The organism is Streptomyces sp. NPDC002676, assembly GCF_053592455.1.
In genome coordinates this window covers 37,865-54,821 of the sequence record NZ_JBSFVT010000022.1, presented here as the reverse complement: position 1 = coordinate 54,821, position 16,957 = coordinate 37,865, and the positions used below count along the sequence as shown (strand labels likewise).

Annotated in this window: 11 protein-coding genes; 9 read left to right on the top strand and 2 right to left on the bottom strand. The window is 72.4% G+C overall.

Translation table 11 applies throughout. The features are described 5' to 3' along the window. Positions 1-5: 5 nt before the first annotated feature. The 7 genes from gatA to ACWD3E_RS36475 all read left to right on the top strand — a co-directional run bounded on the left by gatA (position 6) and on the right by ACWD3E_RS36475 (position 9,829). On the top strand, positions 6-1,505 hold the full coding sequence (gatA, locus tag ACWD3E_RS36505) for an Asp-tRNA(Asn)/Glu-tRNA(Gln) amidotransferase subunit GatA (RefSeq protein WP_451391810.1): 1,500 nt from the start codon (positions 6-8) through the stop codon (positions 1,503-1,505). Continuing rightward, complete coding sequence (locus tag ACWD3E_RS36500; protein WP_451391809.1) at positions 1,502-1,744, top strand: hypothetical protein; 243 nt, start codon at positions 1,502-1,504, stop codon at positions 1,742-1,744. The genes gatA and ACWD3E_RS36500 overlap by 4 nt, the downstream gene beginning before the upstream one ends. A 15-nt stretch (positions 1,745-1,759) precedes the next feature. Next, positions 1,760-3,274 (top strand): Asp-tRNA(Asn)/Glu-tRNA(Gln) amidotransferase subunit GatB, encoded by a 1,515-nt coding sequence (gatB, locus tag ACWD3E_RS36495; RefSeq protein ID WP_451391808.1) that lies wholly within the window; start codon positions 1,760-1,762, stop codon positions 3,272-3,274. Between the two features lie 238 nt (positions 3,275-3,512). After that, entirely contained in the window at positions 3,513-5,744 is a 2,232-nt protein-coding gene (locus ACWD3E_RS36490; protein WP_451391807.1) for an MMPL family transporter, read from the top strand. Beyond that, a complete protein-coding gene (locus ACWD3E_RS36485) occupies positions 5,722-6,276 on the top strand; it encodes a GNAT family N-acetyltransferase (protein WP_451391806.1) in 555 nt (184 codons plus the stop codon). Before ACWD3E_RS36490 ends, ACWD3E_RS36485 begins: the two co-directional genes overlap by 23 nt. 200 nt (positions 6,277-6,476) lie before the next feature. Further along, on the top strand, positions 6,477-6,665 hold the full coding sequence (locus ACWD3E_RS36480) for a hypothetical protein (RefSeq protein ID WP_451391805.1): 189 nt from the start codon (positions 6,477-6,479) through the stop codon (positions 6,663-6,665). 89 nt (positions 6,666-6,754) lie between these two features. Then, positions 6,755-9,829 (top strand): helix-turn-helix transcriptional regulator, encoded by a 3,075-nt coding sequence (locus ACWD3E_RS36475; RefSeq protein WP_451391804.1) that lies wholly within the window; start codon positions 6,755-6,757, stop codon positions 9,827-9,829. Between the two features lie 69 nt (positions 9,830-9,898). Here the strand turns inward: ACWD3E_RS36475 and ACWD3E_RS36470 are convergent, their stop codons facing one another. Beyond that, positions 9,899-11,053: a PQQ-dependent sugar dehydrogenase gene (locus ACWD3E_RS36470; RefSeq protein WP_451391803.1), complete on the bottom strand. Its 1,155-nt coding sequence runs from the start codon at positions 11,051-11,053 to the stop codon at positions 9,899-9,901. A 141-nt stretch (positions 11,054-11,194) separates the two neighbouring features. Then, complete coding sequence (locus ACWD3E_RS36465; RefSeq protein WP_451391802.1) at positions 11,195-12,187, bottom strand: aldo/keto reductase; 993 nt, start codon at positions 12,185-12,187, stop codon at positions 11,195-11,197. Between the two features lie 199 nt (positions 12,188-12,386). Between ACWD3E_RS36465 and ACWD3E_RS36460 the strand changes: the two genes are divergently transcribed. Both ACWD3E_RS36460 and ACWD3E_RS36455 read left to right on the top strand, forming a co-directional pair. Next, on the top strand, positions 12,387-13,328 hold the full coding sequence (locus ACWD3E_RS36460) for a 2-hydroxyacid dehydrogenase (RefSeq protein WP_451391801.1): 942 nt from the start codon (positions 12,387-12,389) through the stop codon (positions 13,326-13,328). A gap of 382 nt (positions 13,329-13,710) precedes the next feature. Beyond that, positions 13,711-16,719: a putative bifunctional diguanylate cyclase/phosphodiesterase gene (locus ACWD3E_RS36455; protein ID WP_451391800.1), complete on the top strand. Its 3,009-nt coding sequence runs from the start codon at positions 13,711-13,713 to the stop codon at positions 16,717-16,719. Positions 16,720-16,957 lie beyond the last annotated feature (238 nt).

Genomic DNA, 16,957 nt, shown 5'->3' with positions numbered 1-16,957 from the left:
CCACCATGACGGACAGCAACATCATCAAGCTCACGGCCGCGCAGATCGCCGAGAAGATCGCCTCCGGCGAACTCACGGCCGTCGAGGTCACCGAGGCCCACCTCGCCCGCATCGAGGCCGTCGACGAGAAGGTGCACGCCTTCCTGCACGTCGACCGCGAGGGCGCCCTCGCCCAGGCCCGCGCCGTGGACGAGAAGCGCGCCCGCGGCGAGAAGCTCGGCCCGCTGGCCGGCGTCCCGCTCGCGCTCAAGGACATCTTCACCACCGAGGGCGTGCCCACGACCGTCGGCTCGAAGATCCTCGAGGGCTGGATCCCGCCGTACGACGCGACGCTCACCAAGCGGCTCAAAGCCGCCGACGTCGTCATCCTCGGCAAGACCAACATGGACGAGTTCGCCATGGGGTCCTCCACCGAGAACAGCGCCTTCGGCCCGACCGGCAACCCCTGGGACCTCACCAAGATCCCCGGCGGCTCCGGCGGCGGTTCCTCCGCCGCGCTCGCCTCCTTCGAGGCCCCGCTCGCCATCGGCACCGACACCGGCGGCTCCATCCGCCAGCCGGCCGCCGTCACCGGCACGGTCGGCGTCAAGCCGACGTACGGCGCGGTCTCCCGCTTCGGCATGGTGGCGTTCTCCTCCTCCCTCGACCAGGGCGGCCCCTGCGCCCGTACGGTCCTGGACGCGGCCCTGCTGCACGAGGTCATCGCCGGGCACGACCCGCTCGACTCCACGTCCATCGACGCCCCGGTCCCGCCGGTCGTCGAGGCCGCCCGCAACGGCAGCGTCCAGGGCATGCGCGTCGGCGTGGTCAAGCAGTTCCGCGGCGAGGGCTACCAGGCCGGCGTCATCCAGCGCTTCGACGAGTCCGTCGAACTGCTGAAGGAGCTGGGCGCCGAGATCGTCGAGCTGGACTGCCCGTCCTTCGACCTCGCGCTGTCGGCGTACTACCTGATCGCGCCCTCCGAGTGCTCCTCCAACCTCGCCCGCTTCGACGGCCTGCGCTACGGCCTGCGTATCGGCGACGACGGCGGCCACTCCGCCGAGGAGGTCACCTCCCTCACCCGTGAGGCGGGCTTCGGCCCCGAGGTCAAGCGCCGCATCATGCTCGGCACCTACGCGCTGTCGAGCGGTTACTACGACGCGTACTACGGCTCCGCGCAGAAGGTCCGCACGCTCATCACGCGCGACTTCGAGAAGGCCTTCGAGCAGGTCGACGTCATCGTCTCCCCGACGACCCCGACCACCGCCTTCGCGATCGGCGAGCGCGCCGACGACCCGATGGCGATGTACCTCGCGGACCTGTGCACCATCCCGACCAACCTGGCGGGCAACGCGGCCATGTCCCTGCCCTGCGGCCTCGCCCCGGAGGACAACCTCCCGGTGGGCCTGCAGATCATCGCCCCCGCGATGAAGGACGACCGCCTGTACAAGGTGGGCGCCGCCGTCGAGGCCGCTTTCGTGGAAAAGTGGGGTCACCCGCTGCTGGAGGAGGCTCCGTCGCTGTGAGTAGTGCACTGTCGAAGGCCAAGGGCTTCAAGAAGTCCAAGTCCGGTACGTACCTGTCCATGGCCACCACCGCGTTCGGCGCGTTCGGTGTCGCCAAGCAGATGAAGAAGGCCCGCGCCGAGCACGACACGCTGCGGCTGATCGACGCCACCGTGTCCGCCGTCGCGATCGTCACCGGCCTCGCCATCCTCTACCGCGAGCTGAAGCGGCTGGGCGACGACGACGTCCTGCTGGGCTGAGAGGGAAGTTTCACCGTGACCACCACGACCGACCTGGTGTCGTACGAGGACGCGCTGGCGTCGTACGACCCCGTCATGGGCCTTGAGGTCCATGTCGAACTCGGCACCAAGACCAAGATGTTCTGCGGGTGTTCGACCGAGCTGGGCGCCGAGCCCAACTCGCAGACCTGCCCGACCTGCCTCGGCCTGCCCGGCGCGCTCCCGGTCGTCAACGCGACCGGCGTCGAGTCCGCCATCAAGATCGGTCTCGCGCTGAACTGCGAGATCGCTGAGTGGTGCCGCTTCGCCCGGAAGAACTACTTCTATCCGGACATGCCGAAGAACTTCCAGACCTCCCAGTACGACGAGCCGATCGCCTTCAACGGCTACCTCGACGTGCAGCTGGAGGACGGCGAGGTCTTCCGCGTGGAGATCGAGCGCGCCCACATGGAGGAGGACACCGGCAAGTCGACGCACGTCGGCGGCGCCACGGGCCGTATCCACGGCGCGCAGCACTCGCTCCTCGACTACAACCGCGCGGGCATCCCGCTCATCGAGATCGTCACCAAGCCGATCGTCGGCGCCGGTGACCGCGCCCCCGAGGTGGCGAAGGCGTATGTCCGCGAGCTGCGCGAGCTGATCCGGGCGCTGCGCGTCTCCGAGGCCCGTATGGAGATGGGCCAGATGCGCTGCGACGTGAACCTCTCGCTGATGCCCAAGGGCAGCGAGAAGTTCGGCACGCGCTCCGAGACGAAGAACGTCAACTCGCTGCGGTCCGTGGAGCGCGCGGTCCGCTTCGAGATCATGCGGCACGCGGCCGTCCTCGGCGACGGCGGCACGATCGTCCAGGAGACCCGCCACTTCCACGAGGACACGGGGTCGACGACCTCGGGCCGCGTGAAGGAGGAGGCCGAGGACTACCGGTACTTCCCGGAGCCCGACCTGGTCCCCGTGGCGCCCTCGCGCGAGTGGGTCGAGGAGATCCGCGCGGCTCTGCCCGAGCTGCCGCTGGTGCGTCGCACCCGGCTGCTGGCCGAGTGGGGCATCTCCGCCACCGACATGCAGGCGATCCTCAACGCCGGCGCGCTGGACGCGATCGTCGCCACGATCGACGCCGGTGCCGACGCGGTCTCCGCCCGCAAGTGGTGGATGGGCGAACTGGCGCGTACGGCCAACGAGACGGGCATGTCCCTGGAGCTGCTGCCGATCACGCCCGAGCAGGTCGCCCGGGTGACCGCCCTGGTCGCCGAGGGCTCGCTCAACGACAAGCTGGCCCGTCAGGTCATCGACGGGATCCTCAAGGGCGAGGGCACCCCGGACGAGGTCGTCGAGAAGCGCGGCCTGAAGGTCGTCTCCGACGAGGGCGCGCTGACCGCCGCCGTCGAGGAGGCCATCGCCGGCAACCCGGGCGTCGCGGACAAGATCCGCGGCGGCAAGGTGGCCGCGGCCGGCGCCCTGGTCGGCGCGGTCATGAAGGCCACCCGCGGCCAGGCCGACGCGGCCCGCGTCAAGGAGCTGATCCTGGAGAAGCTGGGCGTCAGCGAGGGCTGAGCCCCCGCGCGCTACCCGCGCTCGGTACGGCCCCGGAGGGACCTCCCTCCGGGGCCGTTCCCGTGTCCCCTCCTGTGAGGTCGCTCCAGCTTGTGTGAATAAGCCCACGAAGACGGCAAACGATCATTTTCGCCTGCAAGAGTGTCTTCGTTTGCTCATACGTTCTTTGCGGGCTGTTCAGTTCATGGACGACGGTTCCCGGCCAAAGATCCACAAATCATCTTCTGGGAGCACGTCCGTGGCAGCCCTCGCGCGTTGGTGTGTCCGGCACCGCCTGGCCGTAGTCCTGCTGTGGCTCCTCGCCTTCGGCGGGGTCACCGCGGGCGCCGCCGTGGCCGGTTCGGCGTACTCGAACGACTACGAGGCCCCCGGCACCGAGTCGGGCCGGGCGGCCCAGCTGCTCCAGGAGGGCTTCCCGGGCCTCGGCGGGGACAGCGACACCGTCGTCTGGCACACCACGGGCGGCACCGTCCGCGCGGCCGACGTCGAGCAGACCATGACCCGCACCCTGGACCGGATCGCCGCCCTGCCCGAAGTGGCCTCGGTGTCCGGCCCGTACGGCGGCCAGGGCGCCCACCGGATCAGCGCCGACGGCCGTACGGCCTACGCCACCGTCACCTTCGAAAAGCCCGCCGAGGACATCCGCAAGGCCGAGGCGCAGGCCGTCGTGCGCACCGCCAAGGCCGCCGAGGCCGACGGCCTCCAAGTGGAGCTGGGCGGCAGCGCCATCGGACTGACCGAGTCCCCCCGCGGGCATCTGGCCGAGGTGGTCGGCGTCATCGTCGCCGCCGTCGTGCTGTTCCTCGCCTTCGGCTCGCTCGCAGCCTCGCTGCTGCCCATCGCCACCGCCCTGGTCGGCGTCGGCACCGCGTACGCCGGGATCGGGCTGCTCGGACACGCCATGACCGTCGCGGACTTCGCGCCCATGCTCGGCATGCTGATCGGTCTCGGCGTCGGCATCGACTACGCGCTGTTCATAGTGACCAGACACCGGCGCGGTCTCAAACGCGGCCTGGGTGTCACCGAGGCCGCCGAGAACGCCGTGGCCACCACCGGACGCGCGGTGGTCTTCGCGGGTGCGACCGTGTGCATCGCCCTGCTGGGCATGCTGATCCTGCGCCTGGGCTTCCTCAATGGGGTCGCCGTGGCCGCCTCGTTGACGGTCGTGCTGACCGTCGCGGCCTCCGTCACCCTGCTGCCCGCCCTGCTGTCGTACCTCGGACCGCGCGCCCTCAGCCGCCGCGAGCGGCGCCGGCTCGCCGAGCACGGGCCGCGGCCGGAGCTGCCGACCGGGCTCGCCGCCCGCTGGTCCGCGTTCGTGGAACGCCGGCCCAAGCTGCTCGGCGTCCTCGCGATCGCCGTGATCGCCGTGCTCGCCCTGCCCACGTTCTCCCTCCGCCTGGGCACCTCCGACCAGGGCAACGACCCCCGCTCGTCCACCACCCGGCAGGCCTACGACCTGCTCGCCGACGGCTTCGGGCCCGGCGTCGACGGCCCGCTGACACTGGTGACGCGCGTGGACGGCGCCGACGACAAGCTCGCCCTGGACAACCTCGACGACACCCTGCGCGCGACCGAGGGCGTCGCCTCCGCCACCCCGGTGACCTACGCCACCGGCGGCGACACCGCCTACCTCACCGTCGTACCCGACTCCGCGCCGCAGTCGCAGCGCACCAGCGACCTCGTGGACCGGCTGCGCACCGAGGTGCTGCCCCGCGCGGAGCGGGGCACCTCCCTCGACGTGCACGTGGGCGGGGTGACGGCGAGCTATGACGACTTCGCGGATGTGATCGTCGGCAAACTGCCGCTGTTCGTCGGCGTGGTCATCGGACTCGGCTGTCTCCTGCTGCTGGCCGCCTTCCGCTCGTTCGGCATCCCGCTGAAGGCCGCCGCGATGAACGTCGCCGCCGTCGCCGCCGCGTTCGGCATCGTCGTCGCCGTCTTCCAGTGGGGCTGGGGCAGCGAACTGCTCGGCCTCGGCCGCGCGGGCCCCATCGAGCCCTTCCTGCCGGTGATCATGGTCTCCGTCCTCTTCGGACTCTCCATGGACTACCAGGTCTTCCTGGTCAGCCGGATGTACGAGGAGTGGCTGGAGACCGGCGACAACCGGCGGGCCGTCCGGGTCGGCCTCGCCGAGACCAGCCGCGTGATCAACTCCGCCGCGGTCATCATGATCTCGGTCTTCCTCGCCTTCGTGCTCAGCGGCGACCGCGTGATCGCCATGTTCGGCATCGCGCTCGCCTCCGCCGTCGCCCTCGACGCCTTCGTGCTGCGCACCCTGCTCGTGCCCGCGCTGATGCATCTGCTGGGCGCCGCCAACTGGTGGCTGCCGGCCTGGCTGGAGCGCCGCCTGCCGCGCATCAGCATCGAGCCGCCCGAGTGCCGCGCCGCCCATGAGAGGCTCCAGAGGGTCTCGGTCGAGGAACTGCGGAAGGAAGAACAGCACGATGTACGCGATATCCCTGGGTGACGGTGCCGAACTGCGACCCCTGGAGGTCTGGCACGCAGAGGAGTTCCTCGCGCACCTGGACCGGGGCAGGGAGTTCATCGGGCAGTTCATCCCGTTCGGCTCGCAGGCGACCGACGTGGCCTCCGCGCGGGAGACGCTCCAGCGCTACGCCGACATGCGCGCCGCCGACACCGCCTCCTACCACGGCATCTGGCTCGACGGGACGCTCGTGGGCGGGGTGCTCACACTGAACTTCGACGCCGCGCAGGGCAACTGCGAGGTCGGCTGCTGGCTGGAGCCCGCCGCCACCGGACGCGGGCTGATCACCCGCGCGATGCGGCTGCTCATCGACTGGGCGATCGAGGAGCGGGGCATCCACCGGGTGGAGTGGCACGCGGCAGCCGGCAACACGCCGAGCATCAACGTCGCCCGGCGGCTGGGGATGAGCCGGGACGGCGTACTCCGCGAGAACCACCTGCACAAGGGCGTCCGGCAGACCACCGAGGTGTGGTCGCTCCTCGCCCCCGAGTGGCGAGCGGCACGGCCGGCCTGACGCATACCCGCAGGTCAATGGGGGCCTTAGGGAACCGTGAGCACCTTACGGACGCCCTAAGGCCCCTTACGTGTTCCCCAGGGCCCGCGGCCCGGCGGAAGATGCGGAACTCTCCCGATGTGGCGCACCCCCCTCGGAGACGAGAGTGGAGGCATCGCAGAAAGCGAAGCACCACCCTCTCCTCTCCAGAAGGACACATCATGATCGAGATCGAGTACCACCGGATGCGTTCCGCCGAGCTGCTCCGCGAGGCCGAGCAGGAGCGCCTGGCCCGCGAGGTCGTCCGCGCCCGGCGCGACGGCCGCCACGGGAACGCGGCCCGCAGGGCGCTCGCCCCCGAGTCGCATATCGGCAGCCCCCGCCGGTCCCGGTTCGCGCGCACCGCGTGAACGCCGGGCCGGCGGCCCTTGCGCCCACCGGTACGACGAACGCACCGGACCTGTGGAAAACCCCTGCCCCGGTGCCGGGACCTCATGCGATGCTCGGGCCCGTGGAGAACAGGTCCGTCAGTCCCGTGTTCGTCGGCCGCACCGACGAGTTGGGCACCTTGAACGACGCGCTCGCCCGTGCCGCCGCCGGGGACACCTCCCAGGCTTTCGGCACTGGGGGAGAGCCGCAGGCGCTGCTGCTCGGCGGCGAGGCCGGGGTGGGCAAGACCCGCCTCGTGGAGGAGTTCGCCGCGGCGGCGGCCGGCCGGGACGCCGTCGTGGCCGTGGGCGGCTGCGTGGAGATCGGCGCCGACGGGCTGCCGTTCGCCCCCTTCTCCGCCGCGCTGCGCGCCCTGCGCGTCGCCCTGCCCGAGGAGTTCGGCGCAGCCGCGACCGGACAGGAGGAGGAACTGGCCCGGCTCCTGCCCGAGCTGGGCGAGGCCACCTCCAGCCGCCACGACGAGCAGGGCATGGCCCGCCTCTTCGAGCTGACCGCCCGGCTGCTGGAGCGCGTCGCCGCCGACCGCCCGGTCGTGCTGGTCCTGGAGGACCTGCACTGGGCCGACGCCTCCACCCGCCACCTCCTCGCCTATCTCTTCCGCACCCTGCGCACCGGCCGGCTCCTCGTCCTCGCCACCTACCGCTCCGACGACATCCACCGCCGCCACCCGCTGCGCCCCCTGCTCGCCGAACTCGACCGGCTGCGCACCGTCCGCCGCCTCGAACTCGCCCGCTTCACCCGCGAGGAGGTCGGCCGCCAGATCGCCGGCATCCTCGCCACCGAACCCGACCCCGCCCAGGTCGACGAGATCTTCGAACGCTCCGACGGCAACGCCTTCTTCGTCGAGGAACTCGCCGTCGCCTCCAGCGAGGGCTGCCGCACGGGCCTCACCGACTCGCTGCGCGATCTGCTCCTGGTCCGGGTCGAGGCGCTGCCGGAGAGCGCCCAGCGGGTCGCCCGGGTCGTCGCCGAGGGCGGCTCCACCGTGGAGTACCGGCTGATCGCCGCCGTCGCCCAGCTCACCGAGGACGACCTCATCGAGGCGCTGCGTGCCGCCGTGGGCGCCAACATCCTCACCGCGACCCCGGCCGGCGACGGCTACCGCTTCCGGCACTCCCTGGTCCGTGAGGCCGTCGCCGACGACCTGCTGCCCGGCGAGCGCTCCCGTCTCAACCGCCGCTATGCCGAGGCCCTGGAGACCGACCCGGCGCTCGTCCCGGCCGACGCGCGCGTGATGCGCCTGGCCACGTACTGGTACCACGCGCACGACGCCGCCAAGGCCCTGCCCGCCGTCCTGGACGCCTCCGTCGTGGCCCGCCGCCGGCACGCCTACGCCGAGCAACTGCGGCTGCTGGAGCGGGCGATGGAGCTGTGGGACGCGGCACCCGAAGACACCCGCGCCGCCCTGCGCATGCTCGGTTACACCGAGGTCTGTCCCCCCTGCGGCTGCGACCCCGCCACCACCCCGCTGACCTACCTCGACCTGATGGCCGAGGCGGCCGTCGCGGGCCGTCTGTGCGGTGAGCGCGAACGCGCCCTGAAGATCACCAAGCGGGCGCTGCGCCTGCTGGACGACGAGCCGGACGCCCTGCGCGCCGCCTGGTTCTGGGTGCAGCGCTCCCGGCTGGTCCAGGCCCAGGCGCGCGGCGACGGCTGGCAGGAACTGGCCACCGCGCAGGACCTGGTGCGCGGCCTGCCGCCGTCCGAGGTGCACGCCGAGGTGCTGGCGGTGGTCGCCAACTGGTCCATGCTGCACCGGCCCGGCCCGGAGGCCTTCGCCGCCGCCGAACGGGCCGTCGAGTACGCCCGGATGGTCAGCGCCCGCGACATCGAACTGCACGCGCGCCTCACCCGGGGCGGCCTCCAGGTCGAGTCCGGCGACACCGACGCCGGACTCGCGGAGATGCGGCAGGTCCTGGAGCACTGCCTGGCGGAAGGCGTGCCCCATGTCGCCAGCCGCGCCTATGTGAACCTGCCCTCCTCGCTGCAGGGCGTCGGCCGCCACGGGGAGGCCGAGCCCCTGCTGCGCGAAGGGATCGCCTTCAGCCGCAGACACGGGGTGCCGGACTTCGAGGCCTGGGCGTGGGGCAACCTCTCCGAGGCGCTCTACTCCCTCGGCCAGTGGGAGGAGGCCGCCGAGGCCGCCGCGCAAGCGACCCGGCTCGGCCACAGCACCAAGCCCCGCGGCCTGGGCGCCCTGCGCCTGGCCCACCTCGCCCTGGCCCGCGGCGACCTCGCCGAGGCCACCCGCCGGCTGGCCACCACCCGCGCCCTCTACGGCAGCCACGACCCGATGCCCCAGCAAGGGCTGCCCGTGGCCCGTATCGCCCTCGGCGTGGCCGCCCAGGAGGGCCGCATCCTCGACGCCCGCGCCGAACTGCTCCAGGCACTGGAGGCCGGCTTCCCGCCCGGCACCCACCGCCACGCCTGGCCGCTGCTGCTGGCCGCAGCCACCGCCGAGGCCGACGCCCGCACCCTGCCCGCCGCCGAACCCGGCCGCGCCGAACTCCTCGACCGCCTCTTCGAGTCCGTCCGCAAGCTGACCACGGGTGTGCCCCTGTGGCAGGCGTACGAACAGTGGACCCGTGCCGAACTGCTGCGCGCCGAGGGCCGGGACACCGAGGACACCTGGTCCCCGGTGGTCACCGCCTTCGAGTGTCTGAGCCGCCCCTACGACCTCGCCCGCGTCCGGCACCGCCTCGCCCAGACCCTGCTGGCCCAGGGCGGCGACGACGAGCGCGAGCGCGCCGTGGAACTGCTCCGGCTGGCCGGAGCGGTCGCCGGCCACCTCGGCGCCCGCCCGCTCGCCGACGCGGTCACCCGGCTCGCCCACCGCGCCCGCCTCACCCTCGCCCCCGCGCCACGAACGGGACCTGCCCCCGCCGATCCCGTGAAGGCGCTCGGCCTGACCAGCCGCGAGACGGACGTCCTGCGCCTGGTCTCGGCCGGCCGCACCAACCGCCAGATAGCCGAGGAGCTCTTCATCTCCCCGAAGACGGCGAGCGTCCACGTCTCCAACATCCTCGCCAAGCTGGGCGTCTCGGGCAGAGGCGAGGCGGCGGCGGTGGCCCACCGGCTGGGGCTGTTTCCGGCAGAGCTGGAGGACCGGGCAGCCGCGGGCTGACAGCCGGGTGCCGGCAGCCGGATGCCGGCAGCCGAGTGCCGGCAGTCGGGCCCGGCCCGGCCCCGCCGCTCAGCTCACCTCCGCCTCCAGGAGGCGGTCGTCGCCCTGCTTCGGTCTGCCGCGGCCGTCCGTGTTGCTCGTGAGCAGCCACACCTTGTGGCCGCCGGCGGGGAGCACCGTGCGCAGACGGCCGTACTCGCCGGTGAGGAAGGCCTGCGGGGCGGCGGCTGCCTCGGTTTCCTTCAGGGGGATGCGCCACAGGCGTTCGCCCCTGAGAGCCGCCATCCAGATCACGCCGTCGACGTAGGCGATACCGCTGGGGGAGGCGTCGTCGGTGTGCCACTGGGCGAGCGGGTTCTGGAAGCGGGGGTCGGAGGACCTGCCCTCGGCCTCCGGCCAGCCGTAGTTGCCGCCGGGCTTGATCGCATTCAGCTCGTCCCAGGTGTCCTGGCCGAACTCCGAGGCGAACAGCCGCTGTCGGTCGTCCCAGGCCAGGCCCTGGACGTTGCGGTGGCCGTAGGAGTACACGGGGGAGCCCGGGAACGGGTTGCCCGGGGCCGGTTCGCCGTCCGGGGTCAGTCGCAGGATCTTGCCGCCGAGCGACTTCCGGTCCTGCGCCAGGCCCTTGTCGCCGGTCTCGCCGGTGCCCACGTAGAGCATCCGGTCGGGGCCGAAGGCGATCCGGCCGCCGTTGTGGATGAATCCCTTCGGGATGCCCCTGAGCACCGTGTCGGGGGCGCCCAGTTGCTCACCGGCCGGCTTGCGCTCGTCGTACAGCATGCGGACGATGCGGTTGTCCGAGGCCGAGGTGAAGTAGGCGTAGATCATGTGGTCCGAGGCGTAGCCGGGAGAGAGGGCGATGCCCAGCAGGCCGCCCTCGCCGGCCGGGGAGACCCCGGAGACCGTGCCCAACTCCGTCGTGCGGCCGGTCTTCTCGTCGATCCGGGTGATCGTCCCCTCGTCCCGGGAGGAGACCAGCAGCCCGCCGCCCGGCAGCGCGGCCAGCCCCCACGGGGTCTTCAGGCCCTCGGCCACCGTGCGCAGCACCTTCACCGACCCCTTGGCCGGCGGGACCGGTTCGCTCGCCCGCGCGGAGGCGGAGGCGCCCGGTGCCGTAGCGGCCGTACCGCCCGGGGGCGTCCCCCCGAGGCCCGGCGGGCCTCCGCCGTCGGCGGAGCAGCCGGCCGCCAGCAGCAGGGCGGCCACGGCCGACACGGCCGTCACAGCTCGACGTTGCACGATCAGGGTCCCTTCGGGGCGCAGTTCCGGCGGGAGGTCCGGCGGCTGTTCCCAGTCACTCATACTCCGCGCCGCTCGAGGACCGGAACCGCCAGTCCACCGGAACGGTCCGTCCACCGGAACGGGTCAGTCCCAGGACCCCTGGGCCTCCGGCAGCCGGGACACCTCCGCCAGGTCCTCCCGGGTCAGCCGCAGCCCGGCCGCCGCCGCGTTCTCCTCGGCCCAGCGCTCGTGCTTGGTGCCGGGCACCGCGATCACGCCCGGGCCCTGGGCCAGCACCCACGCCAGGGCCACCTGGGCCGGGGTGACGTGCTCGCCGTGCCGGCGGGCGACGCGGCGCAGGCCCGCGACGATCGGCTGGTTGGCGGCCATCATCTCGGCGGTGAAGCGCGGGTGGCGGGCGCGTACGTCGTCCGGTTCGAAGCCCTCGCCCGGGGTGAGCGTGCCGGTCAGGAAGCCGCTGCCCAGCGGCATCGCCGCGAGGAAGCCCACGCCCCGCGCCGCACACCACGGCAGCAGCGTCTGAAGCGCCTCCGGCGACCACACCGACAGCTCGGCCTGCACCGCGCTCACCGGGAACACCTGCTGCACCCGCTGGAGCTGGCCCAGCGTGGTGTCGTACGGCCGTGAGCGGCGCCCGCCGCGCGCGCCCACCGCGCACAGGCCGAGCGCCCGGACCTTCCCGGCTCGCACCAGGTCCGCCATCGCGCCCCAGGTCTCCTCGACCGGCACCTCGGGGTCGGCGCGGTGCAGCTGGTAGAGGTCGATGACGTCCGTCTGGAGGCGCCGCAGCGAGGCGTCGCAGGCCCGCCGCACATATCCGGGGCGGCCGTTGGCCACGATGTGCTGCTCGCCCACCAGCAGCCCCACCTTGGTGGACACGAAGGCGTCCGCGCGCCGCTCCTTGAGCACCCGCCCCAGCAGCAGCTCATTGGTGAACGGTCCGTACATGTCGGCCGTGTCCAGGAGGGCCGAGCCGAGGTCCAGCGCCCGGTGCACGGCGCGCAGCGACGCGTCGCCCCGCTGCCGCGAGGCGCTGTACGCCCAGCTCATCGGCATGCACCCGAGTCCGACGGCCCCCATCGCGAGTCCCCCCGCGCCGATCGTCCTGCGCTCCACGTGCTCGTGAACCTCCCTCTCCCTGGCCCCCCAACCTAACCTCTGCCTGCTCGCGGCCCTGACCGAGGGCCCGTCCGGCGGATCCAGTCGCCGACGCGGGGTCCGGCACGCACATCTGCGCTTGTCAGGCGCCGCCGGCCCCCTGCGACCTGATCCGCCGGGCAGGCGGGAATTTGACGGCAGGGCCTAGCCTCCTGTCATGACTGCAGACGTCTGGCTCCCGATTCCGCCCGAGGAGATCGACGGGCTTCCCGCGGGGCCCCGCTACCTGTTCTGGGACGGGGGCGAGGAGTTCCCCGGCGACCCGGGCGACTGCGCCTTCTACGTCGTGCCCTACATGAAGCCGGTCGATGTCAGCGTGCGTCCGCTGCCCGGGATGGGGTCCGTCCAGGTCGTACAGACGCTGACGGCCGGCATCGACCACGTGGAGCCCGGACTGCCGTACCTGCGCGACGGAGTGCGGCTGTGCAACGCGCGCGGGGTGCACGAGGCGAGCACCGCCGAGCTGGCGCTGACCCTGACCCTCGCGTCGCTGCGTGGCGTCCCGGACTTCGTGCGGGCCCAGGACCGGGGGAAGTGGCTCGGCGGGTTCCGGCCGGCGCTCGCCGACAAGAGCGTCCTCATCGTCGGCTACGGCTCCATCGGCGCCGCCATCGAGGACCGGCTCACGCCCTTCGAGCTTGCGCGGGTGGCGCGCGTCGCGCGCTCCGGGCGTGCCACAGCGCGCGGTCCCGTGCTTCCGCTCACCGAATTGCCCGCTCTGCTGCCGAGCGCCGATGTCGTGATCCTCTCCACGCCCTTGACGGAGCAGACCCGAGGCCTGGTCAACGCCGGTTTCCTGGCGCGGATGAAGGACGGGGCGCTGCTGGTCAACGTCGCCCGCGGCCCGGTCGTGGACACCAAGGCGCTGCTCGCGGAGCTGGAGAGCGGCCGGATCCGCGCGGCCCTCGACGTCACCGACCCCGAGCCGCTGCCGCCGGGACACCCCTTGTGGCACGCGCCCGGCGTGCTCATCAGTCCGCATGTGGGCGGGCCCACCTCGGCCTTCCTTCCCCGCGCGAAGCGGCTGCTCACCGACCAGTTGACCCGGTTCGTGAACCACGAGCCCCTGCGGAACGTGATCCTCACAACGGGGGCCTGACCGTCTTTCGGCACCCTCCGCAGTCCTCCGGATGCGGGGTGTGGCCGCATCTTCGCTGATCGTCACGGAGCGTAGAGAAGCTATGTCCCTGAGTGACGATACTGGTGTATCGTCCCGACAGGGGCTGCGCCGCGGACCGTTCGGCGCCGGGGATGGACATTTCAGATTTGTGAGGGGGGCGACGGGCGATGCACGGCCTATGGACGAACGATCCGACGCGGCGGAGCCGCCGACGGCGACCCTGGCGCACGGCGGCGCGCAGACGCGGCCACCACACGAGCCATCACAGCCACCACCCGCGCAGACACAGCGGACGCAGGAGGCAGGCACACCCAGCGCACCGGGACCCGCGGGACCGGGGAGCGCGGACCGGGAGGCCCCGGTGAGCGCGCCGCCCTCGCTGACGACCGCCCTCGACGGACGGTGGCGGGCATCGCACCCGCCGGGGCCCCTGCCGCCCCGTCCGCCGGCCGGCGGCGATTCGCGCCTGGTCCAGCAACTCTCCCTCGCCCTGGTCTGCGCGGCCTACGCCGTCGGTGCCGCGTTCGACTGGGGGGCGGGCGAAGTCGCCAAGATCATGGGCGACTTCGGGCTGAGCGCCGCGGCCGGCACCGCCGCCGTCTCGTGCTTCCTCTACGCGCGCAGCCAGCGGGTCCGCTTCCGGCCGGCCTGGCTGCTGTTCGCCCTCTCCTCGGCCATGGCGTCCCTGGGCAACGCGGTATGGGGGTGGTATGAGGTCGTCCTGGACCGCCCCGTGCCCAGCCCGAGCTACGCCGACCTGTTCTTCCTGTGCTTCGCGCCGCCCGCCATCGTGGGCCTGCTGGTCCTCGCCAAACGGCCGGTGACCAAGGCGGGCTGGATCTGTCTGGCGCTGGACGCCTGGCTGATCGGCGGCTCGCTGCTCACCCTGTCCTGGAGCCTCGCGCTCGCCCAGGCCGCCCGCTTCGACGGGCCGAGCGTCGCGCACACCGCGCTGTCGCTGGCGTACCCGCTGCTCGACATCGCGCTCGTCAGCATGGTGCTCGCGCTGCACTTCCGCCGCGCCCCGGGCAACCGCACGGCGGTGAACACCGCGATCGGCGCGCTCGCGCTGACCGTGATGTGCGACGCCCTGTTCACCTCGCCGCTGCTGCACAGCAGTTACCGCTCCGGACAGCTGCTGGACGCGGGCTGGTTCGCCGGTTCGCTGCTGCTCGCCTACGCCCCCTGGGCCGCGCCCCGGCAGCAGGGCGCGCAGGAGGCGCACGTACCGGACGGGCACACGCGTGTCGTCCACGAGCACGTGCCCGGACAGCGTGGCACCGGCCACCAGCACGTGCCGGTGCCCGCACCGGGCGGTGACCACAGCCGGTACCCGGCCGGCCGGCCGATCACCGGCTCCCTGGCGGCGCTCACCCCGTACCTGGCCGCCGCCGTCTGCACGCTGGGCATCCTGTACAACGTCCTCAACGACCGCAGGCCCGACCACGTGGTGCTGATCACCGCCGGGGCCGTCGTACTCGCCCTCGTCATGCGCCAGGGCATCATGCTGCTGGACAACATCACCCTCACCCAGGAGCTGGCGCAGAAGGAGAACCACTTCCGCTCCCTGGTGCAGGGCTCCAGCGACGTCATCATGATCGCCGCGCCCAACGGCGTCCTGCGGTACGTCTCCCCGGCCGCCGCCGGGGTCTACGGCCGGCCCGCCGAGGACCTGGTGGGAACCGAGCTCGCCAGTCTCATCCACCCGGAGGACCTGGGCTGCGTGGTGCACGAGGTGCGCCGCTTCCTCGCCGCCAGCCCGCTGCAGGAAGCCACCACCCGCATCGAGTGCCGGTTCCGCTCCGGCGACGGCGGCTGGCTCAACGTCGAGTCCACCGTCAACCGGCACCACGGCGGACTCATCTTCAACAGCCGGGACGTCACCGAACGCGTGCGCCTGCAGGCCCAGTTGCAGCACAACGCCGAGCACGACCCGCTCACCGACCTGCCCAACCGCGCGCTGTTCACCCAGCGCGTGCAGCAGGCCCTGTCCGGCCGCCGGGCCACCGACCGGGGCGCCGCCCTGCGGGGCACGGCCGTGCTCTTCATCGACCTGGACGGCTTCAAGGCCGTCAACGACACCATCGGGCACCAGGCGGGGGACGAGCTGCTCGTCCAGGCCGGCCGCAGACTCCAGGACGCGGTCAGGCACGGGGACACCGCCTCCCGGCTGGGCGGCGACGAGTTCGCGGCCCTGATCGTCGGGGACGGCACCCGTGACCGTGCCGCCCGGGAGCGGAACATTCTGGAGCTTGCCGACCGCCTCAGAGTGACCCTCTCCCAGCCCTACCCGATCGACGGCAACGACGTCCGGGTCAACGCCTCCATCGGCGTCGCCTTCGCCGAACCAGGCCTCGGCGCGGGCGAGTTGCTGCGCAACGCCGACCTCGCGATGTACCGCGCGAAATCGGCCGGAAAGGGCCGGGTCGAACTGTACAAGCCGCAGATGCAGCAGGACGTCGTACGCAAGGCGGAACTGGCCACGCGCCTGCGTGCCGCCCTGCACGACGGCGAGTTCGCCCTGCTGCACCAGCCGGTGGTGTGTCTGGAGAACGGCCGGATCTCGTCGGTCGCCGCGCAGGCGCGCTGGCGCTCCTCCCAGGGGGTGTTCTTCACACCGGCCGAGTTCCTGCGGGTGACCGAGGACGGCGGCAAGACCGCCGAGCTGGATCGCTGGATCCTCCAGGAGGCGGTGGAACAGGCCGCGGAACGGGCCGCGACCGGGAACGCCGTACCGGTGGCCGTCCGGATGAGCGCCCGGCGGCTGCTGGACCGCTCGCATCCGCTCGGCTCCGTGGAGGCGCTGCTGACCCGGCACGGGCTGCCGCCCGGGGCGCTGGTCCTCGAGCTGTCCGACACCGACCCCCGGGTCTCGCTGGACGAGCTGGAGCGGCGCCTGACCGTGCTCAGCCGGCTCGGGGTGCGGATCGCGCTGGACGGCTTCGGCAGCGGCTTCGCGACGATCACGGCCCTCAGGAGGCTGCCGGTGGACATCCTGAAGCTCGACAGCAGCCTGGTCGAGGGCGTGGTGGAGTCCGCGCGGCTGCACAAGATCACCGGTGGGCTGCTGCGCATCGCCGGCGATCTGGGCCTGCAGTCCGTGGCGGAGGGCGTGGACCTGCCCGAGCAGGTGGTCGCGCTGCGCGCGCTGGGCTGCACGCACGGGCAGGGCATGGCCTTCGCGGGTGCGCTGGACGAGTACCGGCTGCGCCGGGCGCTCGCCTCCGGCCACTACCCGGTGCCGCACGCCTCCGCCGAACCGGCACTCGCCGGGAAGGGCTCAGGGGTGTACACAGGGGGTGTACCCGCTGTCTTCGGAGGCGGAAGTGCCCTTCGTTCACATTCTGAGACTCCCGTCCCGCCTACTTGACACTTGGTGCGTGCCGGGGGGAGGGTCGGTTCCATGCGCACCCGAATTCTCGTACTTGGAAAGCGCGTCGGCTGAGCTGGGACCCACCGGAGGAACTCCGGAATCCCCAGCGACCTTCACCGGCGCGCTCCCCTCGCTTGCCTCCTGGCACGAGGGGTTTTTTGTTGCACGAGCACGTTTCGTGCATCGCTCGAACTCCGCCCAAACCTCGCAAAAAACCTCAGCATCGAGAAGAGAA